This is a genomic window from Deinococcus yavapaiensis KR-236, assembly GCF_003217515.1.
Taxonomy (GTDB): Bacteria; Deinococcota; Deinococci; order Deinococcales; family Deinococcaceae; genus Deinococcus_A; species Deinococcus_A yavapaiensis.
Genome location: NZ_QJSX01000002.1, coordinates 210,393 through 233,237 on the forward strand (window position 1 = coordinate 210,393; position 22,845 = coordinate 233,237).

Consider the following 22,845-nt stretch of genomic DNA (forward strand, 5'->3'; position numbering starts at 1 on the left):
CGGCGCGTCACGTGACGCTCGACGTTTCCGGCAGCGCGTGAATCTTCCCGGCGTGCCCGCTCAAAAAGCCGCCTTCGTATCCGCGCCGCAGCGCCATCAACTCGGCGACGACGCTCAAGGCGACTTCCTCGGGCGTCTCCGCGCCGACGTGAAGACCGACCGGGCTTCGCGTGCGCGCGAGGGCCTCGGACGTCGGCGTGAATCCTTCGCTTCGCAACTCGTCCAGCATGCGCTCGAAGCGCGTCCTCGGGCCGAGCACGCCGACGTACCCGGCGGGTAAGGTCAGCAGGACGCGCAACGTCTCGCGGTCGCGCGCGAGATGATGGTTCATCACGACGGCCGACGTGCGCGCGTCGAAGGTCAGAGCGCCGCTCGTCACGGCGTCCTCGAACTCCTCGGGAGCGAGCAGGTGGCGCGTGGCGGCCGGAAAGCGTCCGCGCGTCAGGTAGGCTTCGCGGGCGTCCACGACGTGCACGTCGTACCCGAACTCGTCGCCGAGCCGTGCGAGCGGAATCGCGTCGTGCCCCGCGCCGAACAACACGAGCTTCGCGCTTTGCTGATGCACGCCGAAGAACAAGTCTGCTTCGCCGAACTCCTCGGCGGACACGGTTGCCGCGCCGCTGTACGCCTCGGCTTGGGCGAGCAGGGAGCGAGCGTGCCGCGTAGCCGCCTCCATCAAGCCGAGGGCGACGTCGCCGCGCCGCGTTAACATTCCGAGCGGAGGGCCGCTCGAGGAGACGAGCAAGTGTCCTTGAGCGCCTGTCAGGGGTGTGACGAGCACGGCGCTCTCTCCGCGCTCCAGCACGCTCAACCATGCTTCGAGGACGTCGTCGCCCGTGACGCGCTCCACGAGGATGTCGACGTTGCCGCCACAGCCGATGCCGAGGCTCCAAAGGGTGTCCTCGCTCAAGTCGTAGTGACGCAAGGAGCGCTCGCCGCTCGCGATGACGTCCAGGGCGGACTCCACGACTTCCGGCTCCAGGCACCCGCCCGACAGCATGCAAGCTTGCGCGCCGTCCTCACGCACCAGCATGGACGCGCCCGCACGGCGGTAGGCGTTGCCGCGCACGCGCACCACGGTCGCGAGCGCGACGCGTTGACCCAGCCTTTTGGCTTCGTGTGCGGCTTCCACGAGTTGCCGCGTCTCCGAGCGTTCCATGGTTCCTCCGAGCGAGTTGACGTTACGCTCGGAGTCTACCGCGATTTACTTCGAGCCGGACGGCGGCGTTCGGAGTGAAGGCGCCGCGATCGCCTCGACGACCGTGAACGTCCAGCCTTTCGCGCCGCTCGGCCAATCCGCCGAGGATGGAGCGCGGTCGAAGCGCGCTTGAAGAAGCGCGAGGCCCGGCTGGGAGGGAGAGGCGAGCAACTCGCCACCCAAAAATCCATCTTGCTGCGCGATCTCGCGCAGCAAGGTCCTCAGAGCGTCCTCGGCACCCTCACCTTTGAGCTCTACGTACGAGACGAACAGGTCGGGACTCAGCCTTCCACGTAATCGCGCAGCAAGTCGATCTTGACGATCATCGGCGTGCGGGGCCGCACGATCGCTCCCATCGCCTTGAGCTTGCCGAGGCTGTGGCTGACCGTTTCGCGCGTCGCGCCGACCATGCGCGCGATGTCTTCCTGATTGAGCTTGAGGCTGAGTTCGGTGCCTTGCGGATGCGGCTTGCCGAACTCGCGCGCCAAGCGGTACAGCAAGCTCGCGACACGCTCGGGCGCGCTGTACGCGTTCACTTCGGCCGTCCACGCCTGCGCTTCGAAAAAGCGCGCCGCCATCAGACGGATGAGCTTCATGGCGAGGGCGGGCTTGCGCTCCAACAAACGCTGCAACTCGTGGCGCGGCAGCACGATGAGGCGCGTGTCCTCGATCGCCTCGGCTTGGGTGGGGCGGCGTTCTTCGGGCTCGAGCAGCAGTTCGCCGAAGGTGTCGTGCTGCCCGACCACGCCGAGAATCGCCTCCTTGCCGTTCGGAAAGAGCTTGCTGATCTTCACGAGGCCGCTGCGCACGAAGTACAACGCGTCCGCCGGGTCGTCCATGCGGTAGATGACTTGGCCCGGCTCGTAGTTGCGGTAGGGGGTAGCGGCCGCCACCCGCTCCAGTTCGGCGAGTTCCAAGTCGGCGAACAACTCTGTACGCTTCAGGTGCCAAACCAAACTGGGGTAATTCATGACTGATTGTAGTTATACCAGTTCGTATGTCGGCAGCGCATGATTTTCAACGACTCCTGAGCGTTGCCGTCAATGAAAAACCCCTCTCGCTTCCGCCGGAATACCAAGCTCAGGACAAGAAGCGCCACAAGTAGCGCGACGCCAACGAACGGTATGGTCGCCACGCCTCGCTCACTTCCGGGCCGGCGTCCTCGCCGTACAACGCCTTCACGGCCCGCCGGATGCCGCCGTCTCCCCACGAGAAGACGTCGGGCCGACCCAGCGCGAACAACAAGAACATCTCCGCCGTCCAGCGGCCGATGCCAGGAATGCTCGACAAGGCGGCGATCACGTCCTCCTCGGACGCGCCTTCGAGGGCGCCGATGTCCAGCACCCCCGTCTCGGTGCGGTGGGCGAGTTCGTGGACCGTTCGAACCTTCGCGTTCGACAAGCCCGCTCCACGCAACGCTTCGTGCGGCAGCGCGGCCAACTCGTGCGGCGCGAGGTTCGGCGCGAGTTCGCGCACGCGCCGCTCGATCGCGTCGGCGGCCTTCACGCTGACTTGCTGTCCGATCACGCTGCGGACGAGCGACGCGAACGGTGAGGAAGCGGGCGGCAAGGGCGCCAGTTCCCCGACGCGTTCGATCACGAGCGCGAAGACGGGATCTCGGCGAAGATGGTCCGTTGCGGCGGAAGTCGAATCGGGCGTCATGAAACGAAAAAAGCGGCTTTTTCAGCCGCTGATAACATCAACATAGCGTGGAATCTTTTATTCGTCAAGAGTATGCACGCCGTGGTTGTTCCGGCGATCTCGCCGCACCATCAGCCCGAAGGCGACGACCGTCACGACGCTCGCGAGCCCCAGCGTCCACAGCAACCGCGCGACGTCCGCGCCCACGAGGACGATCAGCACGATCACCGGCGACGACCCGAGGGCCGTCGACAGCAAGAACTTGCGAAAGCCGTACTTCGCGGTGCCCGCCACGATGCTCACCGCGTCCGACGGTAGCAGGGGAGAGAGGCGCGCGGCCACGATCGCCCAAAAACCGTAACGCTCCACGAAATCGTGAATGTCGACCGCCGCCTTCGGATTCACGAAGCGCTCCATCGCCCGCCCGCCGAGCGTTCGGCCGATCCAGTAGCCGAGGCTCGACGCGAGCAGCAGCCCGCTCCACGCCAAGAGCCCGCCCCACAGCGGCCCGTACGCGAGGACGGACACGATCATGATCGGCAAGGCGGGCAGCGCGGCGAGCACGGCCTGAACGAGATTCAGCGCGAGCAGCGCGATGGGACCCCACACGCCGAACCCTGCCACGAGGTCGCGAAGCCGAGCCTCGTCTCCCACGCGCAACGCCGCCAAGGCCGCGTTGGCAAATTCGCGCACGTCGGGCACGAAGAAGTACGACGAGACCGCTCCCAACAGCAGGCCGCCGAGAATCAGAATGTCGAGGAGCGAGCGACGTGCCGAACTTCGGGCGTCGAAAGGCGAGGCGTTCATGCGCTCAACCTGCCGCGCGAACGTGAAGAGGAACCGTGAGGAAGCTGACGTGCGTCATGACGTTGTTCCGTACGACGCCGCGCCGCTACAAGTTCCAGCCGCCCGCGACTTCCATCACCTGTCCCGTCACGTACGAACTCGCGCCCACGAAGAACAGCACGGCGTCGACGACTTCCTCCACCGTTCCGAGCCGCCCCGCCGGGATGTCCGTCACGGGTTGCGACACGGACGTCTCGATCACGCCGGGCGCGACGACGTTTGCGGTGATGCCGTGCGGCGCCTCCGTCTTCGCGATCGCCTTCGTGAGGACCACCACGCCGCTCTTCGCCGCGACGTACGGCACGATGCCCGGCCGCGCGAGCAAGTTGGCGGCGCCCGCCATGCCGAAGTTCACGATGCGCCCGAACTTCTGCGCGCGCATGAGCGGCACGGCCGCGCAGCACGTCGAGAAGGTCGCCGTGAAGTTCGAGTCGAGCATGTCTCGCCACTCCTCGGGCGTCGTCTCCCACCACGGCTTCTTCACGTAGTTCCCGACGACGTTCACCAGCACGCCGAGCGAGCCGAGCGCCGCCTGCGCTTCTTCCACGACACGCCGCGCGTCGTCGGGAACCGTGAGATCGCCTCGCACGAGAATTGCTCGCCGCCCGAGGGCCTCCACGCGCCGCGCCGTTTCCCTCGCGTCGTCCGCCGAGCCTCGGAAGTGCACGGCGACGTCGTGTCCACGCTCGGCGAGTCCGAGCGCGATGCCGCGCCCGATGCCGCGCGCGGCCCCCGTCACGAGCGCCGTCGACACGGCGCTCGCCTCAAGCGTGCTCAAGAGCGTACTCCACGAGCGTCCTCGTGTAGGTGTTGAGGTCGAACGTCAAGGCGGCTCGCAAGTCCACCCACGCCCACTCCACGATCTCCTCGTTCGGCGTCACCGTCTCGTCGTTCGTTTCGGCGAGGAAGTCCACGAGGACGAAGTGCGCCTCCTTGTGAAACTCCGGGCTCAAGACTGCTTCTTGCAGTTGCGCGAAGCGAGCGTCGCGCAGCGTCAAGCCGACTTCCTCCCGAAATTCACGCTTCACGGCCGCCTCGAAAGGCTCGCCGTACTCGACCTTCCCGCCCGGGACGCCCCAGTGGCCGCGCCACTTCGTCGTTCGCGCGATGAGCCACTTCCCGCTCGGCCCCTTCACGAGCGCGCCGACGCATACGACCGGCTTATCCACGGCGTCCTCGCACGGCCTGTTCCCGCGCGGCTTGCACGCCGAGCAGCACGAGCGCTTGAAGCGGCAGCGACGCCAGGTACCACCTCGGCTTGCCAAGCGCGATCAGCGCGCCCGCGAACGCGAGTTGCGTCGTCAACCCGAGGTTCGCGGCGACGTGCGTAGCGAACCTCGGGTGGTACGTTCCCCGGTCCTCATCGCGTCCGTCGACCATCCGAAAGCGGCGTTCGAACACCTTCGTCAGCACCTTCTCCTGAGGCACGAACCACACGTCGTACACGCTCCTCAAGGTGTTCAGAAGCGGGCCGTCGCTGCCGAGCTTCGGTTCGGGCCGAAACACCTCGCCGCGCGCTTCCCGGTACCCCTTCTCCAGCAGGAAGTCCGCCGTGAGGATCAATCCTTGCAAGGCGAGGGCGGGCAGGCCGAGGCGGCGATCCATCGCGAGCAGCATCGCGGCGTTCACGACCGTGTCCATCTCCGTGTCGAGGTAGCGCCCCACCGCGCTCGTCTTGCTCGTCGCGCGCGCCAGTTGTCCGTCGGCGTTGTCGAGGACCGTCTTGACTTGAAGCAGCAGCGCGGGACGAACGCGCTCTCCGCGCGCGATCTGCCTCGCCGCCATCAGACCGAGGCCCGTGTGGAACATCACGACCGCCTCGGGCGGCACCTTCAGCTTCGCGAGAGGCGGCACGAGGAGCTGCGCGAGCGGTCGGTACACGAACTCGTTGAGGACTTCCACGCCCGGCCGCTGCTTGCGCGTTTCGCGAAGCCCGGGCGTCTTCACATCGGACATGACGAAGAGCGTAGCAGGGAGGCGCGTGAAGTGTGCGACAAATAGCCCAGTCGCCGCGCCGCCTGCTCGTTGACTTCAGGGCGGCCCGCGAGTACAAAGACATATGGAGAAACTCAGCGTCGACTTCTCGTCGGCTTCCTCGTTTCGTGCGTTGCCCGCCACGGTCGGCATGTTGACCTTCACGGCCGGGACGCGTCTGCCCGCGCAGGGCGTGAGCGTACACGCGCAAGACGAAGTTTCGTTCATCCTGAAAGGCGAGTTGCGAGCCACCTCGGGCGGCGAGTCGTGGACGCTGCGTGAAGGTGACGTCACCCTCATTCCGGCGGGCGAGGAGCATTGGGCGGACGTCGTGTCGGACGTGACGCTGTGCTACGTGCTGCTGGAGCGGCCTACCGAGAGGAACGCTCCTTGAGTCCGAGCTGGTTCGCGCGGCGCTTGCTGCTCGCCCTGTTCGCGGCGTTCGGCGTGGTCGTCTTGGTGTTCACGCTCATCCGCCTCGTGCCCGGCGACGTCGTCACGCAGCTCATCGGAATCGAAGGCAACGTCTCGGCCGAAGGCCAAGCGGAGCTTCGGCGCTTGTTCGGCCTCGATCGACCGCTGCCCGTGCAGTTCGCCGCGTGGTTCGGCGACCTCGTGCGCGGCGACCTCGGCACGTCGCTGCGCACGGACCGTCCCGTGTTGCAAGACTTGCTGCTGCGCTTCCCGGTGACGCTGCAACTCACCCTCATGGCGATGCTGTTCGCCTTGGTCGTCGCCGTGCCGCTCGGCGTCGTGGCCGCGCGGGCGCGAGGAAAGTTCGCCGACTTCGCGTCGAGCACCTTCGTCCTGATCGGCCTCGCCGCGCCCGAATTCTGGCTCGCCATCTTGTTCATCTTGCTCTTCTCGGTGCAGTGGGGCGTCTTTCCGCCGAGCGGTTTCGTGCCGATCACCGAGAGCCTCGGCAGCAACTTGTGGCACATGTTCATGCCCGCCCTCGCGTTGTCGCTGAGCTTCGCCGCCGCCATCACGCGCATCGTGCGCTCCAGCCTCCTCGAAGTCCTGTCGCTCGACTACGTGCGCACCGCGCGCGCCAAAGGACTCGCCGAGCGGCGCGTGCTGTACCGCCACGCGATGCGCAACGCCCTCATTCCCGTCGTGACCGTCATCGGGTTGCAGTTCGGCAACCTGCTCGGCGGCGCGGTCATCGTCGAGCAGATCTTCGGCTTGCCCGGCATCGGCCGCTTCGCCCTCGAAGGCATCAACTTGCGCGATTATCCCGTCGTTCAAGGCGCGGTGCTGTGGATCGCCGTGAGCTTCGTTCTCGTGAATGTCGTCGTGGACGTTTTGTACGCCCTCATCGACCGACGCGTGGTGTACTCTTGACGACCTTGCCGAACCCGAAAATCATGTCGCCCGCGCGGCGCTCCCTGCGCCTGTTCGTGCGCTCGCCCGGCGCGATGATCGGCCTCGTCATCGTGCTGGCCGTCGCGCTCGGCGCGATCTTCGCGCCGTGGGCGGCGCCGTACGACCCCATCCGCTTCAATCCCGTCGACCGCCTTCAAGGCCCGTCGTTCGCCCACCTTCTCGGCACGGACCTCTACGGACGCGACACCTTCTCGCGCGTCATGCACGGCGGGCGCATCTCGCTGTCCGTCGCGACGCTCTCCGTGCTCTTCGCCCTCACGATCGGCGCGTTCTTCGGAGCGCTCGCCGGCTTTCTCGGCGGCGTCGTCGACACCGTCGTCATGCGCGCCACCGACATTCTGCTCGCCTTTCCGGCGGTGCTGCTCGCCATCGCCCTGCTCGCCTTTCTCGGCGGCGGATTCTGGAACCTCACGCTCGCCATCGCCATCGCGTTCACCGCTCCGTTCGCCCGCGTCGCCAGGGCGAGCGTCTTGCAACTTCGCGGCGTGATGTTCGTCGAGGCGAGCACCGCCCTCGGCGCCACGCCCACTCGCCTCTTGTGGCGCCACGTCCTGCCGAACGCCCTCGCGCCCCTCATCGTCGAGATCACCTTGCGTCTCGCGTACGCCATCCTCGCCGAGGCGGCCCTCTCGTTTCTCGGACTCGGCACGCCGCCGCCCGCTCCCGCTTGGGGTCAGATGATCGCCGACGGACGCCCCCTGCTCGAACAAGCGCCGTGGGCATCCATCGGTCCCGGCCTCGCCATCATGATCGCCGTGCTCGGATTCAACTTGCTCGGCGACGGCTTGCGTGACGCGCTCGATCCCCGACTTCGTTGATCCACCTCTAGGAGGAAAGAATATGAAACGACTGCTGCCCATCACCCTGCTCATGACCGCCGCGCTCGTCACGTCGAGCGCCTTCGCCCAGACCGCCGGAGGCGTGCTGCGCGCGGGCATGCAAACCGATCCCGTCGGTCTCGATCCGCACGTCACGCAGGCGACGGCGACGCGCAACCAGCTCGAGAACGTGTACGACACGCTCGTCGCGTTCGACAAGTCGGGCCGCATCGTTCCGTCGCTCGCCACGAAGTGGACGACGAGCAAGGACGGCCTCACGTGGACGTTCACGCTGCGTAACGACGTGAAGTTCCACAACGGACGCTCCTTCGTCGCGTCCGACGTCGTGTATTCCATCAACCGCATCAAGGATCCCGCCACGAAGTCTCCGCGTTCGGGCGACTTCGACCTCGTGCGCTCGGTCTCCGCTCCGAACGACCGCACCGTCGTCTTCACGCTCTCCAAGCCGTTCTCGCCGTTGCTGTCCAAGCTCGCGTTCACCCTCAACGTCATCGTGCCCAAGGAAGCCGCCTCGACCCTCAACACCAAGCCCGTCGGTACGGGTCCCTTCGAGTTCGCCGAGTACGTGCCGCAAACGCGCATGGTGCTGCGCAAGAACACCGACTTCTGGGGCCGCGACGCCAAGGGCAACCGCCTGCCGTACCTCGACGGCATCACCTACTCGTACCTGCCCGATCCCACCGCGCGCGTCGCCGCCCTGCGCGCGGGCACCGTCGACTGGATCGAGTACGTGCCCGCCGCGAACATCCGCGAGTTGCGCGGCAACACCCAGCTTTCCGTCGTCGGCGGACCGAGCGCCAATTACCGCTCGCTGTTCATGAACGTGCAAAAAGCTCCTCTCAACGACGCGCGCGTGCGCCGCGCCATCTCCCTGGCCATCAACAACCAGGAAATCGTGGACGTCGCGCTGCTCGGCGACGGCGGCATTCCGGCGACGGGAACGACCGTGCCGCGCGGCAACTACTACGCCATCGCCGACAACACGGTCGGCAAGCCCAACCTCGCCCGGGCGCGCACCCTGCTGCGTCAAGCGGGATTCCCGAACGGCTTCCCGATCGAGCTCAAGGTCACGAGCACCTACGACTTCCTGCGCGTGCCCGCCGAACTCATCCAAGCGCAACTCGCGCAGATCGGCATTCGCGTCAACATCGTCGCGCAAGAGTGGAGCGTGTACCTGCCCGACATCCTGCGCAAGAACTACACCATGACGATCCTCGGCGAGTCCGGCCAAGGCGACCCCGACGACTACCTCTACAATCCCTTCGCGTCCGACAGCGGCGGTAACCTCACGAACTTCAAGGACGCGCAGATCGATCAGTGGCTCGAGCAGGCCCGCGCGACGTCCAGCGCCTCGTCGCGCCGCGCCTTGTACAACCGCGTTCAGCGCCGCCTCGTCGAGCTCAGCCCGATGGCTTTCTTGTACAACTCCACGCAGTACGAAGCGATGCGCGCGAACGTGGAAGGCTTCGAGCACTTCTCGAACACGTCTTACCTCGGCCTCAGGACGACTTGGTTGAAGAAATAAGCTTCGCGCTCGCTCACCCCGACCCCCTCGAAGGGGGTCTTTTCGTGGCGCCGTATTCGCCTCTCATGTCCGCCGCCCGAACGCGCGGGGGTTATGCGCTACACTGACTCGTTACCCCGTACGGGGAGGTTTCTTCATGGCGAAAGCAAAAATCGTGACTTACGGCTGTCAAATGAACGAGTACGACTCTCACCTCGTCGAGAGCCAACTCGTGTCGTTCGGCGTCGACATGGTGGACTCCATCGACGAGGCGGACTTCGTGCTCGTCAACACCTGCGCCATTCGCGGCAAGCCCGTCGAGAAGGTGCGTACGCTCCTCGGAACTCTGCGCAAAGCCAAGCACGAGCGCGGCCTCGTGGTCGGCATGATGGGCTGCTTGGCGCAACTCGAGGAAGGCCAGCAGATCGCCCGCAAGTTCGAGGTGGACGTCTTGCTCGGACCCGGCAGTTTGCTCGACATTGGCAAGGCGCTGGAAGCGAACGAGCGCTTCTGGGGACTGCAATTCAAGGACGAGATCAACGACCACATCGTGCCTCCGCCCAAGGGCAAGCTCGGAGCGCACCTCACCATCATGCGAGGCTGCGATCACCACTGCACCTACTGCATCGTGCCGCAAACGCGCGGTCCGCAAGTCAGCCGCTCGCCCGACTCGATTTTGCGCGAACTCGACCAACTGCTCGAAGCGGGCATCGTCGAGGTGACGCTGCTCGGGCAGAACGTCAACTCGTACGGCATCGACCAAGGACGGCGCGTGCCCGGCCTTCCGAGCTTCGCCGAGCTGCTGCGCCGCGTAGGCGCGTCGGGCGTGAAACGCATCAAGTTCACGACGAGTCACCCCATGAACTTCACCGAGGACGTCGCGGTCGCCATGGCCGAAACGCCCGCCGTGTGCGACTTCATCCACCTGCCCGTGCAGAGCGGCTCGAACCGCGTGCTGCGAAGGATGGCGCGCGAGTACACCCGCGAGAAGTACCTGGAACACGTCGAGACGATCAAAAAGCACCTGCCGAACGCGGTGTTCGCCACGGACATCATCGTGGGCTTCTCCGGCGAGACCGAGGAAGACTTCGAGCAGACCCTGTCGCTGTACGACGAGGTCGGGTACGACGCCGCGTACATGTTCGCGTACTCGGCGCGTCCCGGCACGCCTTCGTACAAGCACTTCGAGGACTTGCCGCGCGAAGTCAAGGTCGAGCGTCTCGCGCGCCTCGTCGAGAAGCAAAAAGAGTGGTCGATGCGCAAGAACGCCGCGCACGTCGGCAAGGTCATGGAAGTCCTGCTGCGCGGCGACGCGCACTCCGACGGCTTCTTGGAAGGGCATACCCGCGGCAATCACCCTATCGTCGTGCCGAAGGCCCTCGGAGCTTCGGGCGCCGGTTTGTATCGAGCGAGAATCGAGCACGCCACGCCGCACATGCTGTACGGCAAGCTCGTGAACGCGCACGGCGAGGTGCTGCCCGAGTTGCCGCGCTTCGATCCCGCCTCCGCGGAACTCGCCAGCCCCCTGCCGATGGCGTGAGGCATGACAAAGAAGAGAGGGAGGGGTTTTCCCCTCCCTCTCTTCTTGTGCGGAGCGCTCAACGCACGTCGACGGTCGCGGTCGCCGTGCCCGCGTCGTACGTCGTGAACGTCAGCGTGTAAGTCGCGGCCGCTTCGATGGCGGGAACCGAGACGGAGTACAGGCGGCTTTGTCCAGCTTGCAGGGTCGTCGTCGGTGCGTCGGCGACGCACAAAGTCGCCGCGATGTTTTGCAAGTCGAGTTGCTCGCCGCTCGCGCTTCTCGCCTCGATGCCGACGGGGCACAACTTCGTGCCGACGCGCTGCGCGGAGGCGCTCTTGTTGGTGAGCGTCAAGACGACGTTGAAGGATCGTCCGGCCGTGGCGACGCTCGGAGCGCGGGCCGTGAGGGTGAAGTTACGGGCGACGCTCGGGGTGTTGGCGGCGGGAGTCGAGGTCGTGGTGGACGAAGTCGTGCTGCCGCTCGCGGTGGACGCCGAGCCGCCGACGTTCACGCGCACGGGCTGACCGGAGAGGAAGACGGGCGCGTCGTTCGCGAAGCCTTTGACCCACACTTCCACGACGTACTCGCCCGGCTCGAGGTTAAGGTCGCGCTCGAACTTGAACTCGCCGTTCGCGGCGAGCGTCTCGGCGCGCAGTTCTTGCGTGCAGATGCGCGGTTCGGCGCGAGGATACACGACGTCGCGCGTCCCGACCCGCAAGACGCGCACGTGCGGCGCGAACGCGCACTCTTGGAAGTTGTTGCGTCCGAGGCTGAGCGTTTGCGAGGTGGACGTGGTGTTGCGCACGGTCGCGCTGACGTTGACTTTGCCGCCCGTTACCGTGGCAGCCGTGGAGGAGATCGTCAGGCCCGAGGTGTTCGCCTGGTTGGACTGCGCCAACGTGCCGACGCTCAGCGAAAGGCTAGCGAGCGCCAGAAGAGAGCGGAAGACGGATTTGGTCATGACCGCACTGTAAACGCCGTGCGTGACACCTGCCTGACCGCACCTCCATCCTTCCTTGGGCGAATCTCATGAAAGCATTTCTTACGGCGTGGCGCCCTCGACTTCGCTTTGCTGGAGGCGTGACGACCTTGATTCTCGGCGCGACGGGCGGCCTCGGCTCGGCCCTCGCGCGCGTCTGGCCCGACCGTCCGCTCGTCGTATCCGGGCGCGACGAAGCGAAACTCTCCGAACTCGCGTTCGAGCTTGGCGCGAGGCCCTGCAAGGCGGACGTTGGTTACGAGAGCCACGTGCAAAAGCTCTTCGCGTCCATCGAAAGCGTCGGGGCCGACCTCGACACCATCGTGTACGCCGCCGGGAGCGTGGCGCCCGAGCCGCTTTCGGGCGCGAGCGCGGACGTGACGCGGCGGGTGTGGAACGCCAACTACTTCGGCGCGTTGTGGACGTTGAAGCACGGCTTGCCGAAGCTGAAGTCGGGCGGCAGAGCGTATTTCGTCGGCGCTCGCCCGGAACTCGTGACGGCGCGCGGCTTCGCTCAGTACGCGGCGAGCAAGGCGGCTCTGGCGCGGGCGCTCGACATCGCGCGCCTCGAACACCGAGGCGTGACGATCACGCTCGTCTTGCCGCCCGCCGTGGACACGCCCTTGTGGAGCGCCGTGGGCCGCGTTCCGAGAGGCGCCTTGCGAGCGAGCGAGGTCGCCGAGGCGATCCTTCGCGACCGACTCGAGGACGCGGGGCAGACCGAGCTTCGCCCTGAGTAGCTTCTCACGATGACGTCCGAATGCCTTTTTCGCCTTGACTCGCCCTCCACTCGGTGACCCTCGACACCCGCGCGCCCCGCTCCTCTTCGCACAATCGCGGTGATTGCCATTTCGCAAGGAGGATTCGTATGACGAGAATCACCGCTGTCTTCGATTCGCAGCAGCACGCCGAGAACGCCATCGGGGAATTGCGCCGCATGGGTGTCACGGACGCGTACCTCTCGGTCATCTCTCGGCACGAGGGCACCTCAAGATCCGACGTCGGCAGCACGAGCGGCCTCATGGCGGGCGGCACGGGCGGCATCACTCCGAACGCGCCCGTCAGCGCCGACTCGGCGGGCTCGCTCGGCACGACGACCGGACCGGGGCTCAGCGCCCTCAACACCGACACCGGCCTGCCCGGCACGACCAGCGGCATGCTGACCGCCGACGCGATCGGCGGCACGACGCGTGACGGCCTCACGCCCGGCACCCAGACCGATTACCGGACGACTCCCACGTACGCGGGCGGAACCTTGACGCCCTCGAACGCCGACGGCTCACGCCGCGCCGACGAAACGTACCCTCCGGTGGGTGAGACGGCCACGTACGCCACGGACCGGACGACGGGCGCGCACGACCGTCCGCACGACGCGGCCGACGGGGCCGGAAAGGGTCTCCTCGCGGGCGCGGGCATCGGCGCGCTGTTCGGCCTCGCCGCCGCCGCCATTCCCGGCATCGGCCCGTTCATCACGGCGGGCGCGCTGGCGTCGACGTTGGGCGCGGCGGGCGGCGCCGTCGTTGGCGGAGCGCTCGTCGGAGGCGCGGCGGGCTCGCTCGCCGGAACCCTCGCTCAGCTCGGCTACACCGAGAACGAAGCGCGCACGTACGGTGAACGGATCGAGCGGGGCGGCGTCCTCGTCGCCATCGAGAGCGGTTCGGGCATCGCCGACGCGACGGTCATCGACGTCTTGCAACGTCACGGCGGGCACATCCACACCGCCTGAAGCCAGTTCGCGCTCGGTCCCCCTTCCCTTCGGAAGGGGGACTTCAGGTGCGGACGGTTTGCAGTTGACGCGCGACTTCCGCCACGGCCAGCAGGGCGTGCTCGCGGCCGTTTTCGATGAAGACCTGATTCGTGCGGCCCGCGAAGCCCGCGCTTCCCACGACGAACAAGCCTGCCACGCTCGACTCGTAGTGTTCGTTCAGGACGAGGCAGTCGTCTTCTTGCTTGGCCAAGCCGAGGTCGGTGAGGAAGCTCAGGCTCGGCTTGTAGCCCGTCAGGACGAAGGTGAAGTCCGTTTTCAGCTCCCACGGCTCGCTTCCGTCGCTCGGTTGCACGACGACGCTGTCCTCGCGAATCTCCACGACACGGCTTTCGAAGTGCGCGGCGACGCTGCCTTCCTTGATGCGGTTTTCCAAGTCGGGCTTCACCCAGTACTTCACGGTCGGCTTGAGATTCGGAGCGCGCACGACCATGGTGACCTTCGCGCCGCCCCGCCAGAGGTCGAGCGCCGCGTCCGCCGCCGAGTTGCCCGCCCCGATGATCGTCACGTTGAGGTTCCAGAACGGGTGCGCCTCGGTGTAGTAGTGACTGACGTTCTCGGCGTCCTCGCCGGGAATGCCGAGCATCACCGGGTGATCGTAGTAACCGGTCGCCACGAGCACCCGCCGCGCTTCCACGACGCCGTCCGTGCCGTCCTTGCGGTTCACTTCCACCGTGAAGCCCGCCGGGGCCTTGTGAACGCGCGTGACTTCGGTGTACTGCTCGATGTCGAGGTGTTCGCGCGCGGCGACGAGGCGGTAATAGGAAAGCGCCTCCTTGCGGTCGGGCTTTTCGCGCAGCGTCACGAAAGGGTGCCCGCCGATTTCCAGCTCCGGGGCGGTCGTGAAGAAGGTCATGTACGTCGGGTAGTCGAAGATGGCGTTCACGACGCACCCCTTCTCCAGCACGACGTAACTCAGGCCCGCGCGCTTCGCGGCGATGGCGGCGGCCAATCCAACAGGGCCGCCGCCGACGATGGCAAGGTCGTACATCACGGCGACGAGGCTATCACGAGCGTTCGCCGAGAACCGTGACGCCTCACCGTCCCGCGCTGAGGCTCGACCCGACGCTCGCGGCGATCACGAGGGTCATGGCGAGAAGTTGCTGAAGCGTGAGGGCCTCGCGCAAGAACAGGAAGCCGACCGTGGCGGCGATGGCGGGTTCGAGGCTCATCAGGATGCTGAAGGTCTTCGAGGGCAAGCGCCTCAGGGCCATCATCTCCAGCGAGTACGGAACGGCGGAGGACATGAGGGCGACGCCGAGCCCCAGCATGATCGTCGTCGGAACGAGCAAATCCGCGCCTCCTTGAGCGAAGCCGATCGGCAAGGCGACGAGCGCCGCGACGATCATGCCGACCGCCAGTCCTTGCCCGCCGCTGAACGCTCGACTGACACGCGCGCCGAGCAGGATGTACGCCGCCCAGAACCCCGCGGCGAGCAACGCGAGACCCACGCCGAGCGGGTCGAGGCTGTTCGCACCGTGAATCGGCGCGATGAGGAGGATGCCGGCTGCGGCGAGCACGACCCACAAAAAGTCCAACTTGCGCTTCGACGACAAGACGGCGACGCCGAGCGGTCCGACGAACTCGAGCGTCACGGCGATGCCGATCGGAATTCGCTCGATGGACGCGTAGAACGACAAGTTCATGAGGCCGAGCGCGAGGCCGAACACGACTGCCAAGCCGAGTTCGCCGCGCGTGTGCGCCCGGACGTTCGGACGCCACAAAAGCGCGAGGATGACGGCCGCGAATCCGATGCGCAAAGCCGACACGCCGAACGGCCCGACGACCGGAAAAAGGCTCTTGGCAAGCGCCGCGCCGCCTTGGATGGACACGGCGGCGAGCATCACGGCGAGCGTCGGCGGGAAGTTGAAAGGGGAAGGCGCAGCCCGCTCTACGCTCAAATTCGGCCTCGCATGCCGGCCACTCTACAAGAAGACGGGGCCGCTTGGCCCCGTCTTCGTTCACGTTGTCAAGTTCAGGCCCACTTCAGCAAGCCGAGTTCCAAGTCGTTCGACAAGCCCTCGTGCGCGGGCAGGACGCGCGCTTTGATGGTGTACAGGCCGCTGTTTTCGAGGGGTACGCGCGTTTCGTACGTACCGCCGTCGTTCACGGCGAGCGGCACGCTCGTGCGTGATCCTTCCCCTTCCAAGATGGCTTCGACGCGCACGTCGCGCGGCGTGAGGCCCGCGAGGTCGAGGCTCGCGCGCACCGTGACCGCTTCGCCCGGCTCGGCCGTGGCGGGCACGTCGGCGGACGCTTGAATGCTCACGCCGTTCCAACGATCGCGCACGTACCGCTTCCAGCCCGCGAGCTCCTTCGCGACGGCGAAGTCGTTCGTCTGAACGTTCAAGGCGCGTCGCGTGAGCGGCAGGTAGTACTTCGTGGTGTAGTCGATCACTTGACGTTGCATGGAGAAGTCGGGCGCGACCGTCATGATGGCGCGCCGCGCCTTTTCGAGCCACGCGTGGTTGAAGCCGCGCTCGTCTCGGTGGTAGTACAGCGGCACGATGTCCTCTTCGAGCGTTTCGTAGAGGCTGAACGAGTCCGCGTCGTCCTGAGCGTCGAGGCTGCTGAATTCTCGCTCGTCGCCGATCGGGTAGCCGTTCGTGCCGTCGTAGGATTCGCGCCACCATCCGTCCAGGATGGAGAAGTTCAGCGCGCCGTTGAGGCTGGCCTTCATGCCCGACGTGCCCGAGGCTTCGAGAGGGCGGCGCGGGTTGTTCAGCCAGATGTCGACGCCTTGCACGAGGTGCCGAGCGACGTTCATGTCGTAGTTTTCCAGCACGACGATTTTGCCCTTGAACTCGGGTTCCTGCGACAGACGGTACAGTTCTTGGATGAAGGCCTTGCCGGGATTGTCGGCGGGGTGGGCCTTGCCCGCGAAGACGAACTGCACGGGCCGCTCGGGATTGTTGACGATGCGCGCGAGGCGGGCGCGGTCGCGGAAGAGCAACGTGGCGCGCTTGTACGTCGCGAAGCGGCGGGCGAAGCCGATGATGAGGGCGTCCGGCGACAAGACGTTCGAGGCGGCCTTGATGTCGGCGGCGCTCGCCCCGTTACGGCGCGATTGCTGAGCGACGCGTTCGCGCACGAAGTGGATCATGTCGATCTTGAGGTCGCGCAAAGTCGCCACGAGGCTTTCGTCGGCAATGCCCGGCAAGGCCGCTTCCCACATCTCGCGGTCTTCGAGACGGTCCTTCCAATCGTCGGGCAGGACGGTCGCGTAAAGGTCGCGCAGTCGCTGCGCGAGGAAGGTGAGGGTGTGGACGCCGTTCGTGACGTGTCCAATCGGCACTTCCTCGGGCGCGGCGCCCGGATACAGGAAGTTCCACATCTTGCGGCTGACTTCGCCGTGCAGTTCCGACACGCCGTTCGCGGCGCGTGACAAGCGAAGCGCGAGGACCGTCATGGAGAAGGTCGGGCCCCACGGCTGGTCGTGGCGGGCGAGCTCGGTCATGCCTTCCCAAGTCGTGCCCATTTGCGTGGGGAAGTCGCTGAGGTAACGTCCGATGAGGTCGAGCGTGAAGGCGTCGTTGCCCGCCGGAACGGGGGTGTGCGTCGTGAAGATCGAGCCGCTCGCGACCGCTTCGACCGCCGACGCGAAGTCGAGACCGTTCGTGACGAGTTCGCGAATGCGCTCCAAACCCAAGAAAGCCGCGTGCCCTTCGTTCATGTGGAACACCGTCGCGTCCACGCCGAGCAGACGCAGGGCGCGCACGCCGCCCACGCCGAGAATGAGCTCTTGTTGAATGCGCCACTCTTGATTGCCGCCGTAGAGACGCGCGGTGAGAGAGCGGTCGTGCTCGTCGTTCTCGGGCAGGTTGCTGTCGAGCAGGTAGACGGGAATGCGCCCGATCTTGAGTTCCCACACGCGCAAGTGCACGTTGCGGCCCGCGATGGCGATGGACAGTCGCGCCTCGTCACCGCTCGGAGTGCGGGCGGGCTTGAGGGGCAAGGTGGTGAGGTCGAGCTCGTCGTACGCTTCCTCCTGCCAGCCGTCACGGTTGATCATTTGGCGGAAGTAGCCTTGGTGAAACAACAGGCCGACGGCCACGAACGGCAAGCCGAGGTCGGACGCGCTCTTGCAGTGGTCGCCCGCCAACACGCCGAGGCCGCCCGAGTAGATCGGCAGGCTTTCGTGAAAGCCGTACTCCATCGAGAAGTACGCGATTTTGCCGAGGCCTTGCGCGTGGCGAGTCGTCCAAGTCTCCTGCGCGTTCATGTAGGCGTCGAAGTCTTCGAGGACGCGTTGGACGCGCGCGACGTAATGCGAATCTCGCGCGAGTTCGTCGAGGCGGCTTTGGGAGCTTTCGAGGAGGGTGCGGACAGGATTGTGGTTGAAGCGCTCCCAAAGTTCGGGATTCAAATCGCGGTAGAGAGCCGAGGCGTTCGGCGTCCACGTCCAGTAGAGGTTGTAAGCCAGTTCCTCCAGCTGCCGAAGGGCTGCCGGGAGCTTCGGCAGGACGGTCACTTTGCCGAGAATGTTCATACCGCCCGATTCTACATCAAAGTGTCAACTGGACGCTTATCCCCACGGGACAATTGCCCGTCGCGTCAACCGCCCAAGTAGGCGTGAAGCACGCGCTCGTCGTTCACGAGGCGAGCGGAGGGACCGCTGAAGGTGATGGAACCAGCCTCCAGCACGTACGTCCGCGCGCTGTGATTCATCGCGAGCTTCGCGTTTTGCTCCACGAGGAGAATCGTGACGCCTTGATCGGCGAGCTCGCGAATGATCGTGAAGATCTCCAGCACGATGATCGGCGCGAGGCCGAGCGAAGGCTCGTCGAGCAGCAGCAGCTTCGGGCGGCTCATCAACGCCCGCGCGATCGCCAGCATCTGCTGCTCACCGCCCGACAAGGTCCCGGCGAGCTGATGCCGCCGTTCTCCCAAGCGTGGAAAGCGCTCGTACATGCGCCGCAAGTCCTCCACGACTTCTCGGCGGTCGCCACGCAAGTACGCGCCGAGCTCCAAGTTGTCCTGCACGCTTTGCCGCGCCAGCACCTGACGGCCCTCGGGACTTTGGGCGATGCCAAGCCGCACCACCGCGTCCGGGGCGAGCCGCGTGAGGTCTTGCCCGCGAAACACGATGCGGCCCTCGCGCACCTTCAACAGCCGCGACACGGCCCTGAGGGTCGTCGTCTTGCCCGCCCCGTTCGCTCCGATGAGCGTGACGACCTCGCCTTCCTCGACGGTCATCGACAAGGAGCGAATCGCCTGAATGGCGCCGTAATTGACGCTGACGTTGTCCAATTCCAGCAAAGCCACGCTTCGCTCCTTTCAAGCCTCGGCGCCGAGGTACGCCTCGACGACCTTCGGGTCGCGCGAAACGCTCGCCGGGTCACCGACGGCGATGAGCTCGCCGAAGTTCAGCACGGCGATGCGGTCGCACAAGTTCATGACGAGGGGGACGTGGTGCTCGATCACGAGCACGGTGAGGTCGAAGCGATCCCGAATCGTGCGGATGAAGGTCGTCAACACACTCTTCTCCGCCGAGTTCATTCCGGCGGCGGGCTCGTCGAGCAGCAGCACTTTCGGTTGTGACGCGAGGGCCCGCGCGATTTCGAGACGTCGCTGATCGCCGTAACTGAAGTTCGCGGCCAGTTCGTGCGCTCGGTCGGCCAGTCCCACGAGGTCCAGCAACTCCCAAGCCTGCTCGCTCACCGCGCGTTCCTCGGCTCGGTCCGCACCAAAGATGCCGCGCCAGAATCCGGCGCTCGTTCGAGTATGTTGCGCGATCTTGACGTTTTCGAGCGCGCTGAGCGTGCGGAAGAGGCGGATGTTTTGAAAGGTGCGGCTCAAACCGAGCGAGGCGACGCGGTGCGGAGCGGCGTTCGTCACGTCGCGTCCCTCGAACTGCAAAGCTCCGCCCGAGGGCGGCGTCAAGCCCGTCATGAGATTGAACAAGGTCGTCTTGCCCGCCCCGTTCGGCCCGATGAGCCCGAAGATCTCGCCTCGCCGCACTTCGAACGATACGTTGTTCACGGCGACCAAACCGCCGAAACGGCGCGTGAGTCCGCGCGCCTGCAAGATCGGCGCGCCGGATGCATCGGAAGTCACTTCGCCACCTCCGCCTTCGCGGGCCGCGCGGACGGAGCGCGGCGGCGCGTGAACAACCCGACGAGACCTTGCGGCAAGTACAAGCTCGCGAGGACGAGGACGAGGCCGTTAATGACAAGCCGCCAATCTTGCAAGGGACGCAGCACTTCCGGCAGGGCGGCGAGCAACGTCCCGCCGAGCACGGGCCCCCACATGTTGCGGCTTCCACCGATCAGGACGTACGCCAAAAAGGCGATCGAGGCGTCGAAGGTGCCTTGCCGCGCGTTCCAGGTGTTGAGGAAAGGCGCGCTCATCGCTCCGACGATGCCGGCGAGGACCGCGCCGATCACGAACGCCAGCACTTTGTAGCGCGTCGGCGGGATGCCCATGGCGTCCGCCGCGAGTTCGTCGTCGCGAATGGCGCGAAAGGCGCGCCCCGTGCGAGAGCGTTCGAGTTGCCGCGTGAACAGCAGGGTCACGGCGAGCAGCGGCAAGAACAGCAGCAGGTACTGCCAGCGGTCCTGAAAGCCGAACGCCTGCGGAATGCCGAACAAGCCGACCGCGCCGCCCGTCACGTCGAGGTTGAGGGCCACGTACTGCAGGATCTGCACGAAGGCGACCGTCGCGAGCGCGAGGTAGATGCCGCGCAGCCGCAAAGCAGGAATGCCGACGAGCAAACCGAGCACCGCGCAAATCAGCCCGGCGACGAGCCACGTCAGCACGAACGTCCAGTTGCCGAGCGCGTCGCGCAGGCCCGCGAACGCCGGATTGACCAGCAGGATCGCCGCGACGTACCCGCCGAGCGCGTAGAAGCCGGGCGACGCGAGGCTGAGTTGACCGGACAGCAGGGGAAAGTACAAGCTCAGACCGAGCAGCGCTTGCTGAACGAGCGTCGCGAGCAAAAAGCCGTAGTTTTGCAGAAAGTCCACGCGCCGCCTCACACCTTCTGAATGACCGCTCGACCCAGCAATCCTTGCGGACGGACGAGCAGGATGACGAAGAGAATCGCGAACGCGACGGCTTCCTTGTACGCGCTGAATTGCGCGGGCACGAACGCTTCGGCCAGACCGATCACGAGTCCGCCGACGACGGCGCCGGGAATCGAGCCCAGCCCGCCCAGCACGATGACGGCGAGACCTTTGAGGCCGTACGTCACGCCGAAGTACGGCCCGGAGATGCCGAAGGACGTCGACACGAGCGTTCCGGCGAGGCCGCCGAGAAAGCCCGAGAGGAAGAACGTGATGAGGATGTACCGATCGACCGAGATGCCGAGCAAGCTGGCCGTCGCGGGATTCTCGGCGACCGCACGAAGCGCCTTGCCGATCTTCGTGCGGCCGATGACGTAGCCGAGCAGCAGCAGGATCACGAGGCTCACCACGAAGATGATCACCTGCACCGTGCGAATGACGATGGGGGTATCGCCGACGTCGAAACGTACGGCGGGAGGCAAGCTTCCATAGATCGTGCTGGGAAAGGAGTAGATTTCCGCGCCGACGAGCAACTGGATGAGATTGACGAGCACGAGCGCCACGCCGAGGCTCGACACGAGCGCGAGCAAGGGGTCCGCGCCGCGCGCCCGCAGGGGACGAAAGGCGAAGCGCTCGATCAGCACGCCAAGCAGTCCGGCGAGCAGCGAGCCGAGCAGCAAGGCGAGCGGAAAGCCGATCGGCGAGCCGCCCTCGACGCCGGGAAACAGGTCGACGTTCTTCAAGATGCCGTTGATGCCGAATTCTCCCACCGCGAGCGTGAACGTCAGGTACGCGCCGAGGGCGAAAATCGCTCCGTGCGCGAAGTTGATGATGCCGAGAATCGAGAAGATGAGCGTGTAGCCGAGGGCGAAGATGGCGTACACCGAGCCGATGGAAAGGCCGTTGAGCAGGTTCTGCAAAAACTGCGCGAAGTCCAAGGCGGGCTCCTTTTGAAAGCCGTCAGCCATCAGCGACGCGAGGAGCGCCACGCTGACGGCTGACGGAGAACGCGTTACTTCAGGAAGACGAACGAGCCGTTGCGCGCGTCCTTCATCTTGATTTGCGCGACGTAGAATTCCTTCTGATTGAGCTCGCCTTCCTTGTCGAACGAGATCACGCCGAGCGGGGTGCGGTAACTGCCGACCAAGATGGCCTTGTTGAGTTCGGCGCGCAGATCGTCAAGGTCCCACGTGTTCAGCTTCTTCTTGCGGTCGATCTTGCGCAGAGCTTCGACGAACACCTGCACGCCCGTGTACGCCTGGGCGGCGAACTGAGGCGGGTCCTTCTTGTACTGCGCGCGGTATTCCTTGACGAACACTTGGTTGATCGCGCCGCTCTGCTGAGGCGAGTACGCCTGCGCGATGAGAATGCCGTCGCAGTCACGTCCGCACACCGAGAAGATGTTCGAGGTGTTCAGGCCGTTGCCGCCGATGATCAGGCCCTTGTACCCGAGTTGCCGCAACTGCTTGACGAGGTTGCCCCCGTCGGCGGCGAGGCCCGAGATGATGACGAGGTCGACTTTGGCGCCGAGAACGGCCGTGACTTGCGTCGTGAAGTCCGTGTCAGTCGTCTGGAACTTTTGCACCGTCACCACGTCGAGTTTTTGCGCCTTCGCGGTTTCTTGGAAGGTTCCTGTCTCCGAGACGCTGAACGCATCGTTTTGCGCGTACAAGACCGCCACCCGCTTGATGTCCGGATCGAGCTTCAAAGCTTGCTTGACGGCGTTCGGAGCGACCACGGCGACCGGGGCGGAGACACGCGCGATGAAGTCGCCGATCTGTGGAATGCCCTTGGCGGTGTTGCTCGGTCCCAGCACGGGCACTTTGGCGCGTTCGGCGATCGGGTCGGCGGCGAAGGCGTGTTGAGAGAGGGTCGGGCCCACGATGCCGACGACGCCGTCTCGAATGAGGTTCTGGAAGGCGTTGATGGCGCCCGCTTCGTCGCCGCCCGTGTCTTGAAACACGAGCTTGATGGGCGTGCCGTTGATGCCGCCTTGGTTGTTGAAGAACTTCTCGGCGAGGCGCGCGCCGATCACCTGCTCTTGCCCGAGAAGCGCGACGTTGCTTGTTTGTGCGACGGCCACGCCGATCTCGATCGGCGTAGCGACTTTTTGAGCGACGGTGAAGGAAAACAATCCAAGCGTCACGGCCAACAACGTTGCACGCTTCATACCAACCTCCTGGGGGT

Annotated in this window: 24 protein-coding genes; 7 read left to right on the forward strand and 17 right to left on the reverse strand. The window is 65.7% G+C overall.

What is annotated here, in order from left to right; all coding sequences use genetic code 11:
• Window positions 1–7 precede the first annotated feature (7 nt).
• From DES52_RS03385 to DES52_RS03420, 8 genes are all read right to left on the reverse strand, one after another.
• On the reverse strand, window positions 8–1,159 hold the full coding sequence (locus DES52_RS03385) for an XdhC family protein (protein WP_110885375.1): 1,152 nt from the start codon (window positions 1,157–1,159) through the stop codon (window positions 8–10).
• 45 nt (window positions 1,160–1,204) lie between these two features.
• Window positions 1,205–1,414 carry a hypothetical protein gene (locus DES52_RS03390; protein WP_245900652.1) on the reverse strand — a complete coding sequence of 70 codons (210 nt, stop codon included), beginning with the start codon at window positions 1,412–1,414 and terminating at the stop codon, window positions 1,205–1,207.
• Between the two features lie 65 nt (window positions 1,415–1,479).
• Window positions 1,480–2,169: a Crp/Fnr family transcriptional regulator gene (locus DES52_RS03395; RefSeq protein WP_110885376.1), complete on the reverse strand. Its 690-nt coding sequence runs from the start codon at window positions 2,167–2,169 to the stop codon at window positions 1,480–1,482.
• A gap of 109 nt (window positions 2,170–2,278) precedes the next feature.
• Window positions 2,279–2,860, reverse strand: coding sequence for a DNA-3-methyladenine glycosylase family protein (locus DES52_RS03400; protein ID WP_110885377.1), 582 nt, complete (start codon window positions 2,858–2,860; stop codon window positions 2,279–2,281).
• A gap of 57 nt (window positions 2,861–2,917) precedes the next feature.
• Window positions 2,918–3,646 (reverse strand): TVP38/TMEM64 family protein, encoded by a 729-nt coding sequence (locus DES52_RS03405; RefSeq protein WP_110885378.1) that lies wholly within the window; start codon window positions 3,644–3,646, stop codon window positions 2,918–2,920.
• Window positions 3,647–3,731: 85 nt separating this feature from the next.
• Window positions 3,732–4,463, reverse strand: coding sequence for a bifunctional dihydropteridine reductase/dihydrofolate reductase TmpR (tmpR, locus tag DES52_RS03410; protein ID WP_245900654.1), 732 nt, complete (start codon window positions 4,461–4,463; stop codon window positions 3,732–3,734).
• A complete protein-coding gene (locus tag DES52_RS03415) occupies window positions 4,450–4,854 on the reverse strand; it encodes an NUDIX domain-containing protein (protein WP_110885379.1) in 405 nt (134 codons plus the stop codon). Before DES52_RS03415 ends, tmpR begins: the two co-directional genes overlap by 14 nt.
• Entirely contained in the window at window positions 4,847–5,641 is a 795-nt protein-coding gene (locus DES52_RS03420) for a CDP-alcohol phosphatidyltransferase family protein (protein WP_110885380.1), read from the reverse strand. The genes DES52_RS03415 and DES52_RS03420 overlap by 8 nt, the downstream gene beginning before the upstream one ends.
• Before the next feature lie 103 nt (window positions 5,642–5,744).
• Between DES52_RS03420 and DES52_RS03425 the strand changes: the two genes are divergently transcribed.
• The 5 genes from DES52_RS03425 to miaB all read left to right on the forward strand — a co-directional run bounded on the left by DES52_RS03425 (window position 5,745) and on the right by miaB (window position 10,928).
• Window positions 5,745–6,053: a cupin domain-containing protein gene (locus tag DES52_RS03425; protein ID WP_110885381.1), complete on the forward strand. Its 309-nt coding sequence runs from the start codon at window positions 5,745–5,747 to the stop codon at window positions 6,051–6,053.
• The gene (locus DES52_RS03430) at window positions 6,050–7,003 is read left to right on the forward strand and encodes an ABC transporter permease (protein WP_110885382.1); all 954 of its coding nucleotides are present in this window, start codon (window positions 6,050–6,052) and stop codon (window positions 7,001–7,003) included. Before DES52_RS03425 ends, DES52_RS03430 begins: the two co-directional genes overlap by 4 nt.
• A gap of 5 nt (window positions 7,004–7,008) precedes the next feature.
• The gene (locus DES52_RS03435) at window positions 7,009–7,863 is read left to right on the forward strand and encodes an ABC transporter permease (RefSeq protein ID WP_245900655.1); all 855 of its coding nucleotides are present in this window, start codon (window positions 7,009–7,011) and stop codon (window positions 7,861–7,863) included.
• Between the two features lie 22 nt (window positions 7,864–7,885).
• Entirely contained in the window at window positions 7,886–9,409 is a 1,524-nt protein-coding gene (locus DES52_RS03440) for an ABC transporter substrate-binding protein (protein ID WP_110885383.1), read from the forward strand.
• 136 nt (window positions 9,410–9,545) lie between these two features.
• Window positions 9,546–10,928, forward strand: coding sequence for a tRNA (N6-isopentenyl adenosine(37)-C2)-methylthiotransferase MiaB (miaB, locus tag DES52_RS03445; RefSeq protein ID WP_110885384.1), 1,383 nt, complete (start codon window positions 9,546–9,548; stop codon window positions 10,926–10,928).
• 58 nt (window positions 10,929–10,986) lie between these two features.
• Here the strand turns inward: miaB and DES52_RS03450 are convergent, their stop codons facing one another.
• Window positions 10,987–11,871, reverse strand: a complete 885-nt coding sequence (locus tag DES52_RS03450; protein WP_146237178.1) for a hypothetical protein — start codon at window positions 11,869–11,871, stop codon at window positions 10,987–10,989.
• Window positions 11,872–11,990: 119 nt separating this feature from the next.
• Between DES52_RS03450 and DES52_RS03460 the strand changes: the two genes are divergently transcribed.
• Window positions 11,991–12,629, forward strand: a complete 639-nt coding sequence (locus DES52_RS03460) for an SDR family NAD(P)-dependent oxidoreductase (RefSeq protein ID WP_110885387.1) — start codon at window positions 11,991–11,993, stop codon at window positions 12,627–12,629.
• A 128-nt stretch (window positions 12,630–12,757) separates the two neighbouring features.
• Window positions 12,758–13,615 carry a hypothetical protein gene (locus DES52_RS03465; protein ID WP_110885388.1) on the forward strand — a complete coding sequence of 286 codons (858 nt, stop codon included), beginning with the start codon at window positions 12,758–12,760 and terminating at the stop codon, window positions 13,613–13,615.
• Between the two features lie 43 nt (window positions 13,616–13,658).
• On the opposite strand, the gene DES52_RS03470 is transcribed toward DES52_RS03465, so the two are convergent.
• The 8 genes from DES52_RS03470 to DES52_RS03505 form a co-directional block, all read right to left on the reverse strand.
• Complete coding sequence (locus tag DES52_RS03470; RefSeq protein ID WP_110885389.1) at window positions 13,659–14,645, reverse strand: YpdA family putative bacillithiol disulfide reductase; 987 nt, start codon at window positions 14,643–14,645, stop codon at window positions 13,659–13,661.
• Window positions 14,646–14,691: 46 nt separating this feature from the next.
• Window positions 14,692–15,498 (reverse strand): EamA family transporter, encoded by an 807-nt coding sequence (locus DES52_RS03475; protein WP_110885390.1) that lies wholly within the window; start codon window positions 15,496–15,498, stop codon window positions 14,692–14,694.
• A 131-nt stretch (window positions 15,499–15,629) separates the two neighbouring features.
• Window positions 15,630–18,143 (reverse strand): alpha-glucan family phosphorylase, encoded by a 2,514-nt coding sequence (gene glgP / locus DES52_RS03480; protein ID WP_110885391.1) that lies wholly within the window; start codon window positions 18,141–18,143, stop codon window positions 15,630–15,632.
• 65 nt (window positions 18,144–18,208) lie between these two features.
• Window positions 18,209–18,919 carry an ABC transporter ATP-binding protein gene (locus tag DES52_RS03485; RefSeq protein ID WP_110885392.1) on the reverse strand — a complete coding sequence of 237 codons (711 nt, stop codon included), beginning with the start codon at window positions 18,917–18,919 and terminating at the stop codon, window positions 18,209–18,211.
• A gap of 12 nt (window positions 18,920–18,931) precedes the next feature.
• Window positions 18,932–19,711 carry an ABC transporter ATP-binding protein gene (locus DES52_RS03490; protein WP_110885393.1) on the reverse strand — a complete coding sequence of 260 codons (780 nt, stop codon included), beginning with the start codon at window positions 19,709–19,711 and terminating at the stop codon, window positions 18,932–18,934.
• On the reverse strand, window positions 19,708–20,619 hold the full coding sequence (locus DES52_RS03495; protein ID WP_110885394.1) for a branched-chain amino acid ABC transporter permease: 912 nt from the start codon (window positions 20,617–20,619) through the stop codon (window positions 19,708–19,710). Before DES52_RS03495 ends, DES52_RS03490 begins: the two co-directional genes overlap by 4 nt.
• 8 nt (window positions 20,620–20,627) lie before the next feature.
• Window positions 20,628–21,596, reverse strand: a complete 969-nt coding sequence (locus DES52_RS03500) for a branched-chain amino acid ABC transporter permease (protein WP_170130874.1) — start codon at window positions 21,594–21,596, stop codon at window positions 20,628–20,630.
• Window positions 21,597–21,670: 74 nt separating this feature from the next.
• Window positions 21,671–22,828, reverse strand: a complete 1,158-nt coding sequence (locus DES52_RS03505) for an ABC transporter substrate-binding protein (protein WP_110885395.1) — start codon at window positions 22,826–22,828, stop codon at window positions 21,671–21,673.
• Window positions 22,829–22,845 lie beyond the last annotated feature (17 nt).